The following is a 20,557-nucleotide window of genomic DNA, read 5'->3' on the forward strand; positions in this document are numbered from 1 at the left end:
CGTATCCGGCATCGCAGGATGAGAGGCAGGCCCTTGTGGCCTGCCTCTGCCTGAAAACGCGCATCACCCTCAGGGTGGTGCGCGTTTTTCGTTTGGGCCGGCGCCACGGCGACGCTAGGATAGAGCCATTCATTGTCTCTTCCGCGCAGCGGCTTGCCACGGCCACGATGGCCGAGTTGTCACTCCCAGCAGGATGCCCGCATGTTTACCGTTCTTCACGCCAATCACCTCGAGGACCTGCGCGATCTGGCCCTCAAGGTGATCAAGGCCGCGCCTCAGCCTCCGCTGGTGCCGGAAACCTTCCTCGTCCAGTCCAACGGCATGGCCCAGTGGCTGAGATTGTCATTGGCCGAGGCCGATGGCATCGCCGCCTCGGTGGATTTCCCACTGCCCTCAAGTTTCGTGTGGCGTGCCTATCGCGGGGTATTGGGTGGCGTGCTGGGCGACGAGATTCCGGAGCTGTCGCCCTTCGACAAGGGTCCGCTTGCCTGGCGTCTGTTGCGCCTGCTGCCGGGGCTGCTGGCCGATGAATCCCAGGCGGAATGCTATGCGCCGCTCAGGGATTACCTGTGTCGCGACGAGCGTGGCCAGTTGATCGAGGCGGTCGGTGAGGACGCATTGCCAGCGATGCCCGAAGGCCCCGAGGCCGAACGTCAGCAGTGGCAGCTGGCCTGCCAGCTGGCGGATCTGTTCGATCAGTACCTCAACTATCGCCCCGAGTGGGTGCGCAGTTGGGAGAGCGGGCTTGAAGACGACAACTTCCGGGATGCCTTCGCGCGCCAGCAGGCCGCAAGCGAGCTGCCGGCCAATCTGCTGCCCGACAACCTGCCGGACAGTCAGCAGTGGCAGCCGGCACTGTGGCGAGCGGTACTGGCCGATGCGCCATCCAGCAGCCGCCAGCATCACCGCGCCGCCCTGCATGGTCGCTTCGTCGCGGCGGCGCGCGCGCTGGAGACACTGCCCTCGACACGCCGTCACCCGCTGCCGCCACGGCTGTTCGTGTTCGGTATCTCGGCGTTGCCGGGCCAGACGCTGGATGCGCTGCATGCGCTGTCCGGGGTGATGGACATCTACCTGATGATCACCAATCCCTGCCGCCATTACTGGGGCGATATCGTCTCCGACCGCGAGGCCGTGCGGCGTAGTTCGCGAGCCGACAGCCAGCGCATGGACAGCGAGCGCCTCGCGCAACAGCGTGCCCGTCACCCCGAGGCACCGGCTCTGATCGGGCTGGCGGAGGAGGAGTTGCACCTCAAGGCCAACCCGCTGCTGGCAGGGCTTGGCGCACAGGGGCGTGACTTCATCGTCAGCCTGTATGAATTCGAGAGTGCGCTGTCGGGGCGCGACAGCGGCTTCGATCTCGAGCTGGACGTCTTCGTACCGCGCATCAGCGAGGACACGCCACCCGAGCAGGCGCCACTGCTGCAGCAGATCCAGGACGAGATACTCGAGCTGGTCCACCCCGGCGAGCGTGCCCTAGCCGAGGGCAGTCCGCGGGTGCTCGCGGCCGATGACGACTCCATCAGCCTGGTCAGCGCCCACTCGGCGCTGCGCGAGGTCGAGATTCTCCATGACCGCCTGCTGGCGGCCTTCGAGCGGGCCCATGACGCCGAGAAACGTGGTGAAGGCGAGCCGCTGCGGCCGCGCGACATCCTGGTGATGGTGCCGGATATCGACCGATATGCTCCCTATATCGAGGCGGTCTTTGGTCAGCTGCCGCCGGGCAATCCGCGCCATATTCCCTTCACCATCGCCGACCGGGTGGCCAGTCAGGCCAATCCGCTGCTCGGACTGGTCTTGATGCTGCTGGAGCTGCCGGAGCGCCGCCTCGGTGTCAGCGAGGTGCTGGATGCACTGGATGTCGCCGCCTTCCGGCGTCGCTTCGCCATCGAGGAGGGCGAGCTCGAGCGCCTGCGACGCTGGCTGGCCGACAGCGGCGTGCGCTGGGGGCTCTCCGGTGAGCACCGTGAGCAGCTCGGCTTTATGCCTCTCGACGAGAACAGCTGGCGCTTCGGGCTCGAGCGTATGCTGCTGGGCTACGCCACCGGCACCCCGGCGGCCGGCGCCCCGGCGGTCGGCTCCCCGACGGCTGGCGCTCCGACTTATGGTGAGCTGGGTGAGGGGCATAGCGACGGCCAGATAAATGATCTGATGGACGGCCTTGTCGACATGAACGGCCTGAGCTTCGACGGCGTGGTGCCCTTCGATGAAGTGGCCGGTCTCGAGGCCGAACTGGCAGGCAAGGTCGGCGAGCTGATCGAGAGCCTGGATCGCTGGCGCCGCTGGCTGGACACCTCGCGTACGCCAGCGGACTGGGCGACTACGCTTCAGCGATTGTGGGAGGAGAGTCTCAGCCCGGACAGTGCCGAGGAATTCGACATTCTGGCACGCCTACAGGCGGCGCTCTCGCGCCTCGACAAGGGCTGGCAGCAGGCCGGTTTCGAGGGCTGCCTGTCGCTCAAGGTGGTGCGCGAGGCGCTGCGTGGCGAGCTGGACAGCGGCGGTCTCGCCCAGCGCTTCCTCGCCGGGCGGGTCAACTTCGCCACCCTGATGCCGATGCGTGCGATTCCCTTCCGCGAAGTGCACCTGCTGGGCATGAACGATGGCGACTACCCGCGGGTGCGCATGCCGCAGGATTTCGACCTGATGGCCAGCCGCCCGCAGGCGGGCGACCGCTCACGGCGCGACGATGATCGCTACCTGTTCCTGGAAGCGCTGCTGGCGGCGCGGGATCGCCTGTCGATCTCGTGGGTCGGGCGTGACCAACGCGACAACGGCGAGCGACCGCCCTCGGTGCTGGTCGGGGAATTGCTTGATTACATCGAGCTGGGCTGGACTCCCGAGACGCATGCCGAGGCACCGAGTGTCTCTCGCGAAGCTGCCCTGCGCGAGCGCCTGATCACCGAGCATCCATTGCAACCCTTCTCGCGGCGCTACTTCCATGCCTGCCAGGCGGCGTCCGTCGATCTGTTCAGCTATGACGCCAGCTGGTCGAGCCTGTATCGCGCGGCGGGGCAGGCTCAAGTGACTGAAACACTTCAGGAAAACCCAAGCAATGCCAGTCAGGTAAAAGCGGCGGCAGCGACTGCCTTGAGGCAGCTGGTGGAGCAGGCGCCGGAGTCCCATCTGCGCCTCGGCGCGGACTCACTGGCGCGCTTTCTGCGTCGCCCCTGGCAGCTGGGGCTGGACCGCGTCGGCGTACGCTTCCGCGATGCCGAGGTGCCGGATGAGGACAACGAACCCTTCGCCCCCGATGGGCTGGAGAACTTCACCCTGACCCGCGAGCTGCTGGATGCCGCGCTTGCCGGGCAGTCACTGCCGCTGGCCGCCGAACGTCTGCGCCGGGCCGGGCGGCTGCCGGCGCTGGGCTTTGCCGATGCCTTGATCGAACCGCGCCTCAAGCGTCTCGACCAGCAGTTGGCCAGCTGGCGTGACCAGCTCAGCGATGCCATCTCGCTGCCGCCGCGCACCCTCGAGGTACCGCTGGTGATGCAGGATGAGGGCGGCAAGCCCTTGCGGGTGACGCTCACCACGCGTCTGATCAGCCGTCAGCAGCTGCGCGATGACGCCGAGGGCGAGAGCCGCCTGCTGGCCACGCTGGAGGCGACCCACTTCGGCACCCTCAAGCCCGGCAAGGAAGGGCGCTACAAGAAGCTCGGCAAGCCGCATCGCCTGCTGGCCGGCTATCTCGACTGGCTGATGGCCAACGCGCGTCCCGGCCTCGGGGAAGTGGCGGGTAATCAGGGCACGCGTCGTGAAGGCTATCAGTGGCTGGCGGTGTTCGAGGACCGCTGGCTGCTGTTCCCCGCGCTGCGCATCGAGCAGGCCGAGGCCGCGCTGCGCCATCTCGTCAAGGCGTATGCCCGGGGCTGGCAGGCGCCGCTGGCCGCCGCGCTGGAACTAGCGACCACCCTCTGGGAAGTGGTGGGCGAGGAGGATCGCAATGCCTTGTTCGGCGCACTCAAGGCGCAGGCCGCTGACGGCACGCCAACCCTTGAGACGGCGCTGGCCGCCATTCACAAGCCCTGGCTTGCTGACAGCCTGTCGCGCGCCATGGAAACCCGCTTCAGCGAAGACATCTTCAAGGGCCCCCAGGCGCTCAGGCGTCAGGAAGGCGCGCTGGGCGAGCTGTGGCCGGAGTTTGACGCCTTTGCACAGGCCGGCGGCGTGCTCAACAGCGTGCAGCTCTACCAGCCGTTGATCGAGAGCATGATCGGCGTGCGACAGGGCATTCTCGGCGAACGCGCGGTGGAGCTTGCCACCGGGAAGGGGCAGTCATGAGCGATACCAGAATGGAAGGCATGCGCGGTGTGGAGAGTGACCTGAGGAGCGGCGTGAGGAGTGGCATCGCTCAGGACAAGGAAGCGGCAATGAGTGACGAGATGGATCAAGTCGTGCAGGGCCAGGCCCTCGATATACCGACGCTGCCCCTGCTCGGTCAGCATCTGATCGAGGCGAGTGCCGGCACCGGCAAGACCTTCACCCTCGCCGCGCTCTACGTGCGGCTGGTGCTCGGGCCCTTGTCCGGGCAGGCGGCCAGCGTGAGCTATCCGCGTCCGCTGACGCCGCCGGAGATTCTGGTGGTGACCTTCACCGAAGCCGCCACCGCAGAGCTGCGTGACCGCATTCGTGCGCGCCTCAAGCAGGCGCGTGAGGCGCTGCTGGAGCGTGCCAGTCCTGATCCGGTGCTGGCCGAGTTGCTCGCGCCGCTGCTGACACCCTCACCTGCCGAGGACGCATCGCGCCTCAAGGCCGCGGCGGCGCGGCGCCTCGATCAGGCCGCACGCCTGATGGATGACGCCGCCATCTTCACCATCCACGGCTTTTGTCAGCGCATGCTCAGTCGGCATGCCTTCGATGCCGGCGGACGCTTCGGTGCCGAGCTGCTACAGGACGGCCAGTCACTGCTGACACGTTGCGTCGAGGATTACTGGCGCTGCGAGTTCTATCCGCTGGCCCGCGAGTGGCAGGCCTTGATCCGTGGGCGCTGGGCCGGCCCGGAAGCACTGGGAGAGGAGCTGCGCGGCCTGTTGCGTGACGGCACGCCACGCCCGCTGTATCGCGACGGTGAATGTCTTGAGGCCCCGCATGACCTGAGCGAGCTGCTCGGCAATGCCGAACAGTGGCGTCAGCAACAGGAGGCCGCCCGTCGCGCCGTCGAGGAAAGCTTCGATGAGCCGGCCATCCGCGACGTGATGAGCGAGGCCTTCGCCAGCAAGGCGCTCAACGGCAACAGCTACAAGGAGGCCGAACTCGAGCCTCGCCTGGCGGCGACGGCCGCCTGGCTGGCCAGCGGCGAGCACGACTTCGCCGCCGACATGCTCGACAGCAAGAAGCTGTGCTGGCTGAGTCAGGCCAAGCTCGAGAAGGGCACCAAGAAGAATTGCCAGACGCCGCGTCACCCCTTCTTCGCGGCGCTGGACCTGCTGGCCGAGGTACCGGCACCGGACGCCGTGCTGCTGGATCAGGTCGCCGTGCACGCGCGTGACAGCGTCGCCCGCGCCCTGATCTGTGAGAAGCGCCGCCTCGGGCTGTGGGAATTCTCGGACCTGCTCAATGATCTCGATCACGCGCTGGACCCGACGCTCAATGGTGAGGCCAGCCAGCGTCTGGCGCGCCAGATTCGTCAGGAGCTGCCGGTGGCGATGATCGACGAATTCCAGGACACCGACCCGGTCCAGTACCGCATCTTCCGGCGCATCTATCCGCAGACCGCGGGCGATGGCCCGACCGACGACGATGACTTCAGCAGTGATGCTGTCAATGGCAATGCTGACGAGGCGCCCAGCACGCTGTTGATGATCGGTGATCCCAAGCAGGCCATCTATGCCTTCCGCGGCGCCGATATCGACACCTATCTGGCGGCGCGCAAGGTCACCAGTTCGCGCTTCACCCTGCCGCGCAACTTCCGCTCCAGCGCCGCGATGGTATCCGCGGTGAATGCGCTGTTCGCCCAGCATCAGGCGCCCTTCGGCAGTGAGGACATCCCCTTCCAGCCGGTCGAGGCCCAGGGCACGCGCACTCGACTGGTGCTGCGTCATCCGGATGGCCGCGAAGAGGCCGCCTGTGCGCTGAATCTGTGGTGGGCCAGCGGTGAGCGCCTGAGCGCCGATGACCACCGTCGCGCCATGAGTCGCGCCTGCCGCACCCAGATCCAGACACTGCTTGAGGGCCAACAACGCCTGGCGGCGGGCGAGCCGGGGTTGGTGTTCATGGATGAAGGGGATGCGACGCCGCGTGGCGTGGCCGCCAGCGATATCGCGGTGCTGGTGCGCAATGGGCGCGAGGCTGCAGCGGTGCGTGGGGCGCTTGCCGAAGGCGGTATCCGCAGCGTCTATCTGAGCGAGAAGAGCTCGGTGTTCGATACGCCGGAGGCCTTCGAGTTGCTGCAGTTGTTCGAGGCCGTGGCCCATCCGCGGGATGACCGCCGTCTGCGCGCGGCGCTGGCGACGCGCCTGTTGGCGGATGACCTCTCGCTGGTCGAGCGCCTCGCGGTGGATGAGCTGGCCTGGGAGCGCGAGGTCGAGCGCTTCGATGGCTATCACCGTGACTGGCAGCGGCGCGGCGTGCTGCCGATGCTGCGCGGCGTGATGCGTGACTTCCGGGTCGGTGAGCGGTTGGCGGCGCGCGCCGGGGGTGAGCGCGCTCTGACGGACGTGCTGCACCTTGGCGAGCTGGCCCAGAATGCCGCCCAGCGCCTCGATGGCGAGCAGGCGCTGCTGCGCTGGTGGCATCAGGCGCTGGAGTCGGGCCATGAAGCGCTGGACAGCGACAGCCTCAGTCAGCGACTGGAAAGTGATGAGGGGCTGGTACGCGTCGTCACCATCCACAAGTCCAAGGGGCTTGAGTATCCCATCGTGCTGCTGCCATTCATGGCCAGCTTCCGCGCCGCCGAGCCGGACAGGAATTTCGGCCTGCTAACCCTCAAGCAGCGCTGGCTGGCTTCGGCTGACGTGGGAGGTGATGACCAAGGAGGCGCTGACGAGGAAGACGATAACGAGGAAGTGTCTGCTCGGAGAGTCGATCAGGAGAATGACGCGCTCGATGACAGCATCCTGGTCAAGAAGCCCTCCAGGGAGGCCATCGCGGCGGCCGACCATGCACGCCTGATGGAAGATGTGCGTCTGCTCTACGTGGCGCTGACACGGCCCAAGTTCGCCTGCTGGCTGGGACTGGCGCCCATCGGCAAGGGCGGTTTCAGCAAGCAGCTGAGCCTGCCGTCCACCGCTGTCGGCTACCTGCTCGGCCTGAGTGATACCCCGGACATCGAGGCCAGCGCCATCGAGGCCGCGCTGCACGGCTGGTGTGATCAGCAGTCTGCCGGCCTGGCGCGCGTTTCCGGCCTGCCCGCGCCAGCGGGCCATGAATATCAGCCCCCGGCGGAGCGCGATCAGCACTTCCACGGCGCGCGCCACTTCGCGGGCGGCATCGAGGATGACTGGTGGATCGCCTCCTACACCGCCTTGCTCACCGATGCCCGTCAGGTGACGGCGGCACTGGAAGACACCGCCGATGCCGCGGATGACCGCGTGCCCGAGGGCGCTACCGAGATCGCGCTGGAAGAAGGCGAGCAGGGCCTGACGCGCCCGGACCGCGAGGTGGCGGGCCAGTCCGGCCCGCTGCTGGCTGGCGGACTGCCGATGACGGTGGGCGAGATCCACCTGCATGACTTCCCGCGCGGACCGCGCCCGGGGACCTTCCTGCACGGCCTGCTGGAGGCGGTGGATCTCGATCGTCTCGGCGCGGATGACTATCGCGGCGAGCTTGAGCGGCTGGTGGGCTCGCGGCTGCATTTCGGTGGCTTCGATGCCAGCTGGCAACCGCGCCTCACCGACTGGCTGGAGCAGGCGCTGACCCGCCCGCTGCAGGGCTTCGAGGGCGAGCCTATCCTGCTCAACCGGCTGGAGGCCTGGCTGCCGGAGCTGGAATTCTGGCTGCCCGCTGTCCATGCGCGCAGTCTGCCGCTGGATGCCGTGGTCACCGCGCTGGAGCCGTTGCCGCGCTCGCGGCCCAGGCTCGCGCCACGCCGCATGCACGGCATGCTCAAGGGCTTCATCGATCTGACCTTCCAGTCCGGCGGGCGCTGGTACGTGCTGGACTGGAAATCCAACTATCTGGGCGAGCGCCCCGAGGATTATCTTGGCGAGTCGCTGGCCCGCGCCATGGTCGAGCACCGTTACGACCTGCAGTACGTGCTTTATACCCTCGCGCTGCACCGTCTGCTCAAGGCGCGCCTCGGTGAGGACTACGATTACGAGCGCTGCATGGGCGGGGTGCTGTATGTCTTCCTGCGTGGCCTGGATGCCGGCGGTGATTCACCCGCGCTTGCGGTGGATGAAGCCACGGCGACGCCCGGCCAGCCCTTTGAAGAGACAGCGACGTCCGGCCGGCCCCTTGAAGGGACAGCGACGCCCGGCGTGGCGACGCCCGGCGTCTTCCAGCGCAGACCATCACAGGCGCTGATCGAGGCGCTGGATCTCTGGCTGGGCGGTGACAGCTCCGCATTGGACAGCCTGCTCCTTCACACCACCGACACCTCGCCACTCACGCAAAGCGGCCAGCAGGGGGCCTTCGATGTCTGACGCCACGCCTTTGAAAACGCAGCAGCACAGCGCTGCCCCTGACGCCCCGACTGCCGAGACCCTGCTCGCGACGCTCGGCCTGTGGGTGGAGCTGGGCTGGCTCAGGCGAGTCGATGCCCATCTGGTGCGCTTCATGGCGCGTCATGTACCGGAGGCCCCGGCCAGCGTGCTGCTGGCGGCTGCGCTTGCCAGCCACCAGCTGGGGCGCGGACATGTGTGCCTGTCGCTGTCGCGGGCGCTGGCCGAGCCACGCGCGACCCTGTCGCTGCCACCGCTGGAGCAGTCCGAGGCGCATCTTGCCGAGGTCAGCGTGACCCTGCCGGAAGCCTTCCTGGCGGATCTCGATGCCGGCCGCTGGGCCGAGCAGCTGGCGGCATCGCGGCTGGTCAGCGTGCTGGCGCAGGCCGATTCCCCGGCAGGCCATCTGCCGCTGCGCCCGCTGGTGCTGGTGGGCGAGCGCCTCTATCTGCGCCGTTACTGGCAGGCCGAGCGTGAAGTCGCGGCAGGGCTGCGTGCGCGGATGGGGCCGAGCGAGGAGGGCGAGACGCGGGTCAGTGATGCGCTGGGCGAGCGCCTGCGTGAGCTGTTCGCCAGCAATCAGCCGGACCCCCACGGCGCGCCGGACTGGCAGAAGCTGGCCTGCGCCCTGGCGCTGCGTCAGCGCCTGACGGTGATCTCCGGCGGTCCCGGTACCGGCAAGACCACCACCGTCACGCGCCTCTTGGCACTGTTGCAGGCGCAGGCGCTCTCTGGTGGAGCTGGCGGTGTGCAGGTGGAGAGCGGTGTGGTAGGCAGTGTCGGGAGCGATGAGACAGGCCATCCGCATGAACGGCGGGCGCTGGATATCCGACTGGTCGCCCCGACCGGCAAGGCGGCGGCGCGGCTGTCGGAGTCGATCCGCGGCGCGGTGGCGAAGCTCGAGGTGCCAGACGAGGTGCGCGCGGCCATCCCGCGTGAGGCAAGCACCGTGCACCGCCTGCTGGGCGCGCGTCCGGATTCGCGCCACTTCCGCCATCACGCTGGCAACCCGCTGGCGCTGGATCTGCTGGTGGTAGATGAAGCCTCGATGGTCGATCTCGACCTGATGGCGGCACTGCTCGGCGCGCTGCCTGCCCACGCCCGCCTGATTCTGCTCGGCGACAAGGACCAGCTGGCCTCGGTGGAAGCCGGCGCCGTGCTGGGCGATCTCTGTGAGCATGCGCTGCCGCCGCGCTACTCACCGGCGCTGTGTGACGATCTCACCCGCCTGACCGGCGAGACGCTGGAGCAGGCCATCGCCGCGCCTGATGGCCAGGACCTGGAGGAAACCTCAGCGACGCGCGGCCGACTCGCCGATCATGTGGTGGTGCTGCAGAAGAGTTATCGCTTCTCTGCCGACAGTGGTATCGGCGCCTTGGCACGTGCCAGCAACGCGGGGGATCGTCAGGCGCTGCGCGCCGCCTGGAAGACAGGCTACAGCGATATCGCCTGGCTCAAGCTCAGTGGCCCGGAGGACCGCGATCTCGAGAAGCTGGTAGTCAACGGCTACCGCCCGGCGCTGGAGGCCGTGCGTGAGCGACGTCCGGCGCGTGAGGTGATCGATCTGCTGCTCGAGTTCCAGCTGCTGTGCGCGCTGCGCCGTGGCCCCTACGGCGTCGATGGCCTCAACCAGCGGGTGGCGCGGGTGCTGATGCGCCGTGGCCTGATCGCCGAGGAACGCGGCTGGTACGCCGGGCGTCCGGTGATGGTGACGCGCAATGATCGCGCGCTGGGGCTCTACAACGGCGATGTCGGCATCACCCTGCCGGACCCCGCCGCCGGGGGACGCCTGCGCGTGTTCTTCCCGGTCGAGGAAGAGGCGGTGTTAGACGGCGAGCGCGAGGCGCAGGACACCGACATCCAGCGCTTCCACCGTGGCGTGCGCGCGGTGTTGCCGTCACGCCTCGAGGCGGTGGAGACGGTCTTTGCGATGACGGTCCACAAGTCGCAGGGTTCCGAGTTCCGCCATGTGGTATTCGTGTTGCCTGAGGGCGCCAACCCGATTCTGACCCGCGAGCTGGTCTACACCGGCATCACGCGGGCCAAGTCGCGGGTCACGCTGGCGGGCACCCGCCGCGAGACGCTGGAAGGCGCCATTGAACGACGCGTGGTGAGAGCCAGCGGGCTGGTGCTTTAGACCGGACGCCGACGGATGATCGTCAGGTCAGGTCTGGCCCCGCTTCGCTCGAGAGGAGGAGGGGACATGACGGACGTCAGCAGTCGCGTGAGGGGAAGGGCGCAGCCGCAGAGCGAGATGGATGCCGTGCCACTGGCCACGGCGGCCAGTCAGCTCAAGGATCCGCAGGCGGCGGTGGCTGAGCTTGCCCGAACGCTTGATCATGGGCTGGGAAGTCGTGAGCGGCTTGGCGGGGTGCTGTTCTTCTGCTCGGCGGATTATCCGCTGGCGGCACTGGGCCAGGCGCTGGCCGCCACCTTCGGTGAGGTAGCGGTGAGCGGCTGTACCACCGCCGGCGAGATCACGCCCGAGGGCTATGCGCGCGGCTCCATCACTGCCATCGGCCTGGCGCACAGTGACTTTGCGCTGGCGCAGGTGCTGATCGATGATCTGAGCGGTTTTGATCTTCCGCGCGCCCAGGCGCTGAGTGACGAGCTGCTGGCGCGCTGTCGCGAACAGGCCGTGGCACCGGTGATGGGTAACAGCTTCGCGCTGACGTTGCTCGACGGCCTCTCGAGCAGTGAGGAGCAGGTACTGGCGACGCTGGATGCGGCGCTGGGCAGCATTCCCGCCTTCGGTGGCTCCGCCGGGGATGACAATCGTCTGTCGCACACCTATGTCTACGCCGATGGCGTCTTCCATGATCAGGCGGCGGTCGTGGTGGTGGTCAACACGCGGCTGCCGTTCGAGGTCATCAGCACCCATCACCTCACACCGCTGGCCGACAAGCTGGTGGTGACGGCGGTGGAGCGTGATTCACGCCGCGTGCTGGAGCTGAATGCCGAGCCCGCCGCCGAGGAGTACGCCAGGCTGGCAGGCGTTGCGCCCGAAGCGCTGGAGGAGGCAGTCTTCGCGCGTTGTCCGCTGGCGGTGCGCATCGGTGAGGCGCATTACGTGCGTTCCATCCAGCGCGTGAATGCCGATGCCAGCCTGAGTTTCTACTGTGCGGTGGAGACCGGCATCGTGCTCACCGCCATGCAGGCCACGCCGATTCTCGCGCAGCTCGAGCAGCGACTGGCCGAGGTGGAGGCGCGACTGGGGCCGCCCGCGCTGACCATCGGCTGTGACTGCTTCCTGCGGCGCATGGAGATCGAGGCGCTGGGGCTGGAGGATGAGGCCTCGCGTCTTCTCAGGCGTCATCAGGTGATCGGCTTCAATACCTACGGTGAGCAGCATCACGGCATGCACATCAACCAGACCTTCACCGGCGTGGTGATCGGCCAGCGCCGCCTCGCAGCCGATGGCACGGGAGGGCAGGATGGCGCCTGATACGCCGCTGACAGATTCCCGAAAGGACGGCCTGAGCGCTGAACTCGCCGCCCTCAAGGCGCGCAATCGCCAGCTGGAGAAGATCAACGCTGCCCTGATCGAGCGGGTCGAATCCAGCAGCCCCTCGCCGAGCGGGCCCTACGCCGCCTTCGAGCACGCCGTCCTGCTGGCGGATCAGGTACGCGAGCGCACCGATGCCCTGCACCGCACCCTCGATGAACTGGGGGCGCTCAATCGACGCCTCACCGCCGCCAAGGCCGCCGCCGAGGCGGCCAATCACTCCAAGACCCGCTTTCTCGCCGCCATCAGCCATGATCTGCTGCAACCCCTGAATGCGGCGCGGCTGTTCGCCAGCGCCCTGGAAGAGCAACTGGCGAGGCTGGCGCTGGATGATTCCACGTCGGGTGTCTCCTCGCCGGGGGAGCTGGTGGCGCGGTTGGGGCGCTCGCTGGCAGATGTCGAGAGTCTGCTGGGCACCCTGGTCGATATCTCGCGGCTGGATGCCGGCGTGCTGACGGCGGATGTCGCCGTCTTCCCGGTGCGGGAGCTGCTGGATGTGCTCGCCGAGGAATACCGCCAGCTGGGCGCTGCCCGTGGGCTCGAGCTGCATTACGTGGCCAGTCACCTGAGCGTCGAGTCGGACCTGCAGCTGCTGGCGCGCGTGATACGTAATTTCCTGAGCAATGCGCTGCGTCATGTGCCGGATGGCTCGACGCGCGGACGCGTGCTGCTGGGGTGTCGACGCCGCGGTGACTGGCTGGAGATTACCGTGGCCGACAACGGCCCCGGTATCGCCGAGCATCAGCGGGAGGTGGTCTTCCAGGAGTTCCGGCGCTTGGCGCCGCGCCAGGACAACGAGCAGCGCGGCCTCGGGCTGGGTCTGGCGATCGTCAAGCGCATCACTGGCCTGCTTGAGCATCCCCTGTCGCTGACCAGCACCCCGGGGCGCGGCGCCGCCTTCGCGGTGCGCGTGCCGATTCGACAGCCTGCCAATGTGGTGATGGCTGCGGCTGACGCTTCATCCCCTGGACAGCCCTGCGCGTCACCGCTGGCGCCACCGCTGCTCGATACCGTTATCTGGGTGATCGAGGATGACGAGGATGTCTGCGCCGGCATGCGCTCCTTGCTGGAGGGGTGGGGCGCGAGCGTCCACTGCGCCGGTGATGCCGAAGTGCTGCTGCAGCAGGCGCTGGCCGCGCCGCAGGTCTTGATCGTCGATCATCAACTGGGTGATGGGCAGCCCGATGGCCTGGCGCAGGCGTTGCGGCTACGTGAGCGTTGGCCGGGCCTGCCGGTGGTGGTGATCAGCGCGGACCACTCGGCACCGCTCAAGGCCAGGGCACGCGCGCTGGGCTTCGGGTTCCTGCTCAAGCCAGTCAAGCCGTTGCGTCTGCGTCAGCTGTTGGTCAATCATCGCTGAGTTTTTGTCGCTCAACTTTCTTCGCTGAGCTATCGGCATTCGGAAACAGGAGAATCGGGGCATTGGGGCAATGTGCAGAATTGAAGAAGGCTATCAGGGGTCGCGGTAAATTCTAATGAGAATTGATCGTATTTAGTGTGTATGCTCACATCATAGCGTCCCGCCTCGTCATTCTTCTGTTCGCGGGCCATTGATCTGGCAGGTTTTCCCCCCATGCTGAATATCATGTCCGATAAATCCGTACGTCATGCCGCCAGCATGTCGCTTGGCAGTGAAGGCGAAGCCTCCTCTGCCGGTGGTGTGCGCACCGCATCCCCCATTCAGCTTGCAGGCCGCCTGCGTCGTGTCCTGCCTTTCCTGGGCCCGGCGATGATCGCCGCCGTCGCCTATATCGATCCCGGCAACTTCGCGACCAACATCGAGGCCGGCTCCCGTTATGGCTACGCCCTGTTGTGGGTGGTGCTGTGGGCCAATCTGATGGCGATGCTGATCCAGACCCTGTCCGCGCGGCTGGGGCTGGCCACCGGCAAGAATCTGGCCGAGGTCATCCGTGAGCGCTTCCCGCGTCCGGTGGTGTGGGCCTTCTGGGTGCAGGCGGAGATCGTCGCCATCGCCACCGATCTGGCCGAATTCCTCGGCGCGGCGCTGGCCTTCAATCTGCTGTTCGGGCTCAGCATGCTGGAAGGGGCGCTGCTGACTGGCGCCATCACCTATGCCGTGCTGGTGATGCAGCGCTTCGGCTTCCGCATGATGGAGATGATCATCGGCGCGATGATCCTGGCGGTCTCGGCCGGCTTCCTGCTCGAGATCGTGCTCAGCCGTCCGCCGGTGGAACCGATCATCTATGGCCTGTTGACGCCGAACTTCCCCGATAGCCATGCCATCTTCCTGGCGGCCGGTATCCTCGGTGCCACCGTGATGCCCCACGTCATCTACCTGCATTCCGCGCTGTCCCAGAATCGCATCCGGGTGCGTGACAGCGGTCAGCGCCGTCGCGTGATGGGCTACTACCGGCTGGATGTCATCATCGGCATGGCGCTGGCCGGCTTGATCAACATGGCGATGCTGGTGCTGGCCGCCAAGGTCTTCCACGGCAACGGCGAGACCGGCGTGGCCTCCATCACCGAGAGCTACAAGCTGCTGTCACCGCTGATGGGTCAGGATGCGGCGAGCCTTATCTTCGGCTTCACGCTGCTGCTGGCAGGGCTGTCCTCCTCCATCGTCGGCACCCTGTCCGGTCAGGTGGTGATGCAGGGCTTCGTCAATTTCCGCATTCCGATGTGGCTGCGTCGCGTGATCACCATGGCACCGGCCATCGCCATCATCCTGATGGAGCTGCCGGAGCAGCAGGTGCTGGTGGCAAGTCAGGTGGTACTGAGCTTCGGGATTCCCTTCGCGCTGGTGCCGCTTCTGATGTTCACCGCCAATCGCCGCCTGATGGGCGATCTGGTCAATCGTCACTGGGTGACGGCCATCGGCATGCTGGTGGCAGCGATCATCATCCTGCTCAATGGCTATGTGCTGGTCGGGGAGCTGATGTAGGAAGGGAGCTGATGTAGGAAGAGTCACTCTGCTTCGACACTTGAGGGTCAACGCCCCGGTTCGCGCCTCATTCATGAGCGCTGGATCGGGGCGTTTCGCGTCGTGGGGCGGCGGAGGTCTCACTCGGGCCTGACATGGCAGGCAGGGCGTGGCTGGCCAGCAGGATCGCCTGCACCCGGCTGGCGACCCCCAGCTTGTGCAGGATAGCGGAGACATGTGACTTGACGGTGGTCTCCGCCACGCCCAGCTGCCAGGCGATCATCTTGTTGGACTCGCCCAGCACCATGCGCTCCAGCACGCCGCGCTGCTTGGTGGTGAGGGTCTGCCAGCGCCGCGCGAATTCCGCCTCGCTGAGGCTCGGCGCCGGTTGAGGCGCTGGCGGTGGCACTGGTACCGATGATGCTGATGCAGAGGATGCCGAGAGCGGCGCTGCACGTGGCGCAGCGCGCATCAGCTGGGCAGGCACATAGACCTCCCCGGCCAGCATGCGCGCGAGGGCCTCGCGCAGGACGTCTGCCGGGCTCGACTTGGACAGATACCCCACTGCGCCCAGCGCCAGTGCCTCGAGTACCGTCTCGCGCGCCTCGTGGGCGGAGAGAATCGCCACCGGCAGCCAGTCCGCTTCCGCACGCAGGCGTGCCAGTCCTTCCAGTCCGTGGCTGTCGGGCAGGTCGAGATCCAGCAGCAGCAGGTCGAGGCTATCAGCGTGTGACTCGATGAGACTGAGGGCCTGAGCGAGGCTGGCGGCCTGCAGCAGCTCGTATTCTGGCGTAGAGCCGTCAGCGACGGCCAGACTCAGGGTGCGACTGATGGCATCACGGAACAGCGGATGGTCATCCGCGATCAGCAGACGGTGCATGGAGGCTCCTGGCCGGTCGTTGGCGGGCGATGTTCTGGTCATGACGTTCCAGGTCATGACCTTGCTGACAATAGCTATCCTGATCATGACCTTGCTGACAATAGCTACCCTGAGCATAACGTCATGGCGTGGTGTCGTACCTTGCGGCCTTCGCGGTATGGCCTGTCTTTTCTTTCCTCCTCTGTCTGCCTTTCCCATCTTTCTTGCCTGCCGGGTTTCTCCCTTTTCTCCTCCCAAGGGATGAGACGATTTCCGCCCATGGGCGCATGTCGGGATCGGCGTGAGTGAACAAGACTGTGAGAGTCGTCTGATCAAGCAGTCATTGATGCAACCATTGATGCAGTCATTGACGGTCAGGCGATGGACAGGAGCGCCACCTCCTGTTCAGGTTACCGACAACAACAGGTCGTCGATCACGAACGCCACTCGTGAATCCGACCCCACAGGAGTTCGCCATGATCTACGCCTCTCCGGGCAGCGCCGATGCGCTGGTCACGTTCAAGGACATCTACGGCAACTATATCGGCGGGCGTTTCGTCGAGCCGGTGAAGGGGGAATATTTCGACAATGTCAGCCCGGTGACGGGCGAGGTGTTCTGCCGTATCCCGCGCTCGAGTGCGGAAGATATCGACCTTGCGCTGGACGCCGCCCACAAGGCAGCCCCCGCCTGGGGCAAGACCTCGGTGCAGGAGCGTTCCAATATCCTGCTCAGGATCGCGGATCGCATCGAGCAGAACCTCGAGATGCTGGCGGTCGCGGAGACCTGGGATAACGGCAAGGCGGTGCGCGAGACGCTGAACGCCGATATCCCGCTGGCGGCGGATCACTTCCGCTACTTCGCCGGTTGCCTGCGCTCCCAGGAAGGCACCGCGGCGGACATCGATGCCAATACCGTCTCCTATCACTTTCATGAGCCATTGGGCGTGGTGGGACAGATCATCCCGTGGAACTTCCCGATCCTGATGGCGGCCTGGAAGCTGGGCCCGGCGCTGGCGGCGGGCAACTGCGTGGTGCTCAAGCCGGCGGAGCAGACCCCGGCCTCGATCCTGGTGCTGGCGGAGCTGATCAATGACCTGCTGCCGGCGGGCGTGCTCAATATCGTCAACGGCTACGGGGCCGAGGCCGGCCAGGCGCTGGCCACCAGCAAGCGCATCGCCAAGATCGCCTTCACCGGCTCCACTCCCGTGGGCTCGCACATTCTCAAGTGCGCCGCCGACAGCATCATCCCCTCCACGGTGGAGCTGGGCGGCAAGTCGCCCAACATCTACTTCGCCGACATCATGAATGCCGAACCCGAGTTCATCGACAAGGCCGCCGAAGGCCTGGTGCTGGCGTTCTTCAATCAGGGCGAGGTGTGCACCTGCCCATCGCGCGCCCTGATCCAGGAAAGCATCTACGACGACTTCATGGCCCGGGTGATGGAGCGCGTGAAGACCATCAAGCGCGGCAACCCGCTGGACACCGACGTACAGGTCGGCGCCCAGGCCTCCCGCGAGCAGTTCGACAAGATCATGTCCTACATGGATGTCGCCCGCGAGGAAGGCGCCGAGGTGCTCACCGGCGGCAGCAGCGAGCAGCTGGAGAACGAGCTGGCCAACGGCTATTACATCCAGCCGACTTTGCTCAAGGGCAACAACGCCATGCGCGTCTTCCAGGAGGAAATCTTCGGGCCGGTGGTCGCCGTCACCACCTTCCGTGACGAGGCCGAGGCGCTGGCCATCGCCAATGACACCGAATTCGGTCTCGGCGCCGGGGTGTGGAGCCGCGACATGAACGTCGCCTTCCGCATGGGCCGCGGCATCCAGGCCGGTCGCGTGTGGACCAACTGCTACCACCAGTATCCCGCCCATGCCGCCTTCGGTGGCTACAAGAAATCCGGTGTCGGTCGCGAGACCCACAAGATGGCACTGGAGCATTACCAGCAGACCAAGAACCTGCTGGTCAGCTACGACATCAATCCGCTCGGCTTCTTCTAGGCCTGTCAGGCAGTGCCGCCGAGGCTGGCGGCGCTGAACCCACCACTCGCATCGTCTTCTTGACACATGACCTCAATGCCCGCGCCAGATCCGATTGCTTGATCTGGCGCAGGGCAGGGAGCGCTGCGTCTGGTTTCAATGGAGAGGCAATCCCCTGGGGCACGAGCATGACCTCTCGCTCACGCCCGGGCAGTAACGTTCCCTCTGCCTGATCTCTGGCTCGCCTTTCCAAGGTTCGTCTTTCGACAATGAATTCGTCTTTCGACATCGAATTCGTCATTTTGACAATGAATGAGGAGTCCATCATGGATAACAGCATGAAAGCCGCCGTGGTACGTGAATTCGGTGCACCGCTGGTGATCGAGGAAGTCACGGTGCCGCGCCCGGGGCGTGGCGAGATTCTGGTCGAGGTCGCCGCCTCCGGGGTCTGTCATACCGACCTGCACGCCGCGCATGGCGACTGGCCGGTGAAACCCAACCCGCCGTTCATTCCCGGCCATGAGGGCGTCGGTACCATCGCGGCGGTGGGCGAGGGTGTGACTCACGTCAAGGAAGGCGACCGGGTCGGGGTGCCCTGGCTCTACTCGGCCTGCGGCCACTGCGAGCATTGCCTGGGGGGGTGGGAGACGCTGTGCGAGAGCCAGCAGAATACCGGCTACTCGGTGAATGGCGGCTTTGCCCAGTTCACGCTGGCGGACGCCGGCTACGTCGGGCGTCTGCCGGACAGCGTGGGCTTCGTGGAGATCGCGCCGGTGCTGTGTGCCGGGGTCACGGTCTACAAGGGGCTCAAGATGACCGACACCCGTCCCGGACAGTGGGTGGTGATCTCGGGCATCGGCGGCCTGGGCCACATGGCGGTGCAGTATGCGCGCGCCATGGGCCTGAACGTGGCGGCGGTGGATGTGGATGATGCCAAGCTGGAACTGGCCCGCCGTCTGGGCGCGACCGTGACCGTCAATGCCATGAAGGAAGATCCGGCAGCCGTCATCAAGCGCGAGATCGGCGGCGCGCACGGCGCGCTGGTGACGGCGGTATCACCGAAGGCCTTCGATCAGGCCCAGAACATGCTGCGCCGTGGCGGTACCCTGGTGCTCAACGGCCTGCCACCGGGTGACTTCCCGCTGCCGATCTTCTCCACCGTGCTCAATGGCATCACGGTACGTGGCTCCATCGTCGGCACGCGTCAGGACCTGCAGGAGGCGCTGGACTTCGCCGCGGAAGGCAAGGTCGCCGCCACCGTGCAGACCGGCAGGCTCGAGGACATCAACGACATCTTCGGACGCATGATCGACGGCAAGATCGAGGGGCGCATCGTGCTCGACATGAAGGCCTGAGGCGTTCGCTGTCCAGAACTTGACCCCTCTCCACCGACGACAGGCCTGCAGGAATCGGCAGGACTCCAGACATGACAACGCCAGCCCTCGGGCTGGCGTTGTCATGTCTGGCATGGCCGTGTGCGTGAAGCGTCACGCGAGCACTAGAAGAGCTCTCCATGACGAGCTCGGATTTCTGCTTACACCGTGCCGAATTTCTCGTTCTCGCCCATGTCCGGGGTGTGGTCCTTGTCGAGGTTGGCGCGCGCAATCTCATAGAGTTGATACGCCTTACTCTCCTTGGCCTTCCAGTGTTCGCCGGATTGCACCTTGATCTCCAGCAGGGTGACATCGGGGTCATCCTTGCCTTCCGGGAACCAGGCGGCCACGAACGGATTCCAGAACTTGTCGATCAGGCCCTGGTCGCGGTGCAGGTTGGCATGACCGCTCAGCGACACGTAGACGCCATCATCCTGATCGGAAAAGCTCAGGCAGACCTCGCTGTCCTTCCTGGCTTCAAACACCTTCTCTGCGCTGGCGCGGGTGAAGAACCACAGGGTGCCATCGTAGTCATCCTGTACTAGATGCATCGGGCGGGCGTGGGGCATGCCGTCGCCTTGCGTCACCAACATGCCGACCTTCACATCCTTGATCAGCTTCCAGATCTTCTGCTTGTGCTCCGGGCTCGACATCGTGTGTCACTCCTTTGCGTCATGCGAATGAAAATCCGACTGGCTAGCCGTTGATCAAGACCTTGGAGCGACACCCCACAACTTCAAGGGATGATGGTGAAGCTTTCGCTTGATGAGTCAGGGCTTGTTGAGTCAGTGCTTGATGAGTCAGCGCTCGATCAATCGGGGCTTGATTCAGGCGCCCGGGCGCCTCACTGCGCTGCCGGTGCCTGCCAGGCGTCGCTGCCCCACAGCGGCACGCTGCTCAGCGCATGCTTGAAGCTGCCGCTGGTTTCCTTGGTGCTGTAGGCGATGTAGAGCAGGCTCTGGGAGTCGCGATCCAGAATGCGCCGGATCTTGAGGCTCTTGAGCAGCACGCTCTTGGATTTGCGATAGACCTCCTCGCCACTCTTGGAAGTGTCGATGTCGGCGATCATCTCCGCCGTGATCGGGCCGGTCTGGCGGCAGGCGATGCTCATGTCGGAGGGATCGGAGAAGTCGAGGTCCGCCTCGATGTTGCTCAGGTGGCAGGTCACGCCCGGCACCTTGGGGTCGATCAGGCTCTCGATCTTGATGTCCTTGGTGGTGAACAGGCCCAGCGAGACATCCCCGACCTCGTTGTCATCACAGCCGGCCAGCAGCAGGCCTGAGGCCATCACACCCAGCAGGGCAGCACGAGGGGATAGGCGACGCAGTCGAGTCATGGGGTCATCCTTGAGTCAGTGGGTAAG

General features: G+C 66.0%; 11 protein-coding genes. 8 read left to right on the forward strand and 3 right to left on the reverse strand.

The window, feature by feature from the left end; genetic code table 11:
* The first annotated feature begins 201 nt into the window (after positions 1-201).
* The 6 genes from F8A90_RS02370 to F8A90_RS02395 all read left to right on the forward strand — a co-directional run bounded on the left by F8A90_RS02370 (position 202) and on the right by F8A90_RS02395 (position 15,007).
* Positions 202-4,281, forward strand: coding sequence for an exodeoxyribonuclease V subunit gamma (locus F8A90_RS02370; protein ID WP_200018775.1), 4,080 nt, complete (start codon positions 202-204; stop codon positions 4,279-4,281).
* Positions 4,278-8,582, forward strand: a complete 4,305-nt coding sequence (recB, locus tag F8A90_RS02375; RefSeq protein WP_200018777.1) for an exodeoxyribonuclease V subunit beta — start codon at positions 4,278-4,280, stop codon at positions 8,580-8,582. The genes F8A90_RS02370 and recB overlap by 4 nt, the downstream gene beginning before the upstream one ends.
* Positions 8,575-10,737: an exodeoxyribonuclease V subunit alpha gene (gene recD, locus F8A90_RS02380; protein ID WP_200018779.1), complete on the forward strand. Its 2,163-nt coding sequence runs from the start codon at positions 8,575-8,577 to the stop codon at positions 10,735-10,737. Before recB ends, recD begins: the two co-directional genes overlap by 8 nt.
* Before the next feature lie 117 nt (positions 10,738-10,854).
* Complete coding sequence (gene nosP / locus F8A90_RS02385) at positions 10,855-12,045, forward strand: nitric oxide-sensing protein NosP (protein ID WP_200019844.1); 1,191 nt, start codon at positions 10,855-10,857, stop codon at positions 12,043-12,045.
* A complete protein-coding gene (locus F8A90_RS02390) occupies positions 12,035-13,465 on the forward strand; it encodes an ATP-binding response regulator (RefSeq protein ID WP_200018781.1) in 1,431 nt (476 codons plus the stop codon). The genes nosP and F8A90_RS02390 overlap by 11 nt, the downstream gene beginning before the upstream one ends.
* A 225-nt stretch (positions 13,466-13,690) precedes the next feature.
* Positions 13,691-15,007, forward strand: coding sequence for an Nramp family divalent metal transporter (locus F8A90_RS02395; RefSeq protein WP_233593413.1), 1,317 nt, complete (start codon positions 13,691-13,693; stop codon positions 15,005-15,007).
* A 67-nt stretch (positions 15,008-15,074) separates the two neighbouring features.
* On the opposite strand, the gene F8A90_RS02400 is transcribed toward F8A90_RS02395, so the two are convergent.
* The gene (locus F8A90_RS02400) at positions 15,075-15,866 is read right to left on the reverse strand and encodes a response regulator (protein ID WP_200018783.1); all 792 of its coding nucleotides are present in this window, start codon (positions 15,864-15,866) and stop codon (positions 15,075-15,077) included.
* Positions 15,867-16,321: 455 nt separating this feature from the next.
* Here F8A90_RS02400 and exaC point away from each other — a divergent pair, with 455 nt between their 5' ends.
* Complete coding sequence (gene exaC / locus F8A90_RS02405; protein WP_200018785.1) at positions 16,322-17,842, forward strand: acetaldehyde dehydrogenase ExaC; 1,521 nt, start codon at positions 16,322-16,324, stop codon at positions 17,840-17,842.
* Between the two features lie 305 nt (positions 17,843-18,147).
* A complete protein-coding gene (gene adhP / locus F8A90_RS02410) occupies positions 18,148-19,176 on the forward strand; it encodes an alcohol dehydrogenase AdhP (RefSeq protein ID WP_200018787.1) in 1,029 nt (342 codons plus the stop codon).
* A 179-nt stretch (positions 19,177-19,355) separates the two neighbouring features.
* Here the strand turns inward: adhP and F8A90_RS02415 are convergent, their stop codons facing one another.
* Together F8A90_RS02415 and F8A90_RS02420 are read right to left on the reverse strand one after the other, a co-directional pair.
* Entirely contained in the window at positions 19,356-19,847 is a 492-nt protein-coding gene (locus tag F8A90_RS02415; RefSeq protein WP_200018788.1) for a pyridoxamine 5'-phosphate oxidase family protein, read from the reverse strand.
* Between the two features lie 191 nt (positions 19,848-20,038).
* Complete coding sequence (locus F8A90_RS02420; RefSeq protein WP_107335524.1) at positions 20,039-20,530, reverse strand: CreA family protein; 492 nt, start codon at positions 20,528-20,530, stop codon at positions 20,039-20,041.
* Positions 20,531-20,557: the final 27 nt, after the last annotated feature.

The organism is Cobetia sp. cqz5-12 (genome assembly GCF_016495405.1).
GTDB lineage: Bacteria > Pseudomonadota > Gammaproteobacteria > Pseudomonadales > Halomonadaceae > Cobetia.

Coding starts and splice junctions, on each gene's coding strand:
- F8A90_RS02420 (WP_107335524.1), bottom strand. CDS start 20,530: ATGACTCGACTGCGTCGCCTATCCCCTCGTGCTGCCCTGCTGGGTGTG.
- recD (WP_200018779.1), top strand. CDS start 8,575: ATGTCTGACGCCACGCCTTTGAAAACGCAGCAGCACAGCGCTGCCCCT.
- F8A90_RS02400 (WP_200018783.1), bottom strand. CDS start 15,866: ATGCACCGTCTGCTGATCGCGGATGACCATCCGCTGTTCCGTGATGCC.
- F8A90_RS02395 (WP_233593413.1), top strand. CDS start 13,691: ATGTCCGATAAATCCGTACGTCATGCCGCCAGCATGTCGCTTGGCAGT.
- recB (WP_200018777.1), top strand. CDS start 4,278: ATGAGCGATACCAGAATGGAAGGCATGCGCGGTGTGGAGAGTGACCTG.
- F8A90_RS02415 (WP_200018788.1), bottom strand. CDS start 19,847: ATGTCGAGCCCGGAGCACAAGCAGAAGATCTGGAAGCTGATCAAGGAT.
- adhP (WP_200018787.1), top strand. CDS start 18,148: ATGGATAACAGCATGAAAGCCGCCGTGGTACGTGAATTCGGTGCACCG.
- F8A90_RS02370 (WP_200018775.1), top strand. CDS start 202: ATGTTTACCGTTCTTCACGCCAATCACCTCGAGGACCTGCGCGATCTG.
- nosP (WP_200019844.1), top strand. CDS start 10,855: ATGGATGCCGTGCCACTGGCCACGGCGGCCAGTCAGCTCAAGGATCCG.
- exaC (WP_200018785.1), top strand. CDS start 16,322: ATGATCTACGCCTCTCCGGGCAGCGCCGATGCGCTGGTCACGTTCAAG.
- F8A90_RS02390 (WP_200018781.1), top strand. CDS start 12,035: ATGGCGCCTGATACGCCGCTGACAGATTCCCGAAAGGACGGCCTGAGC.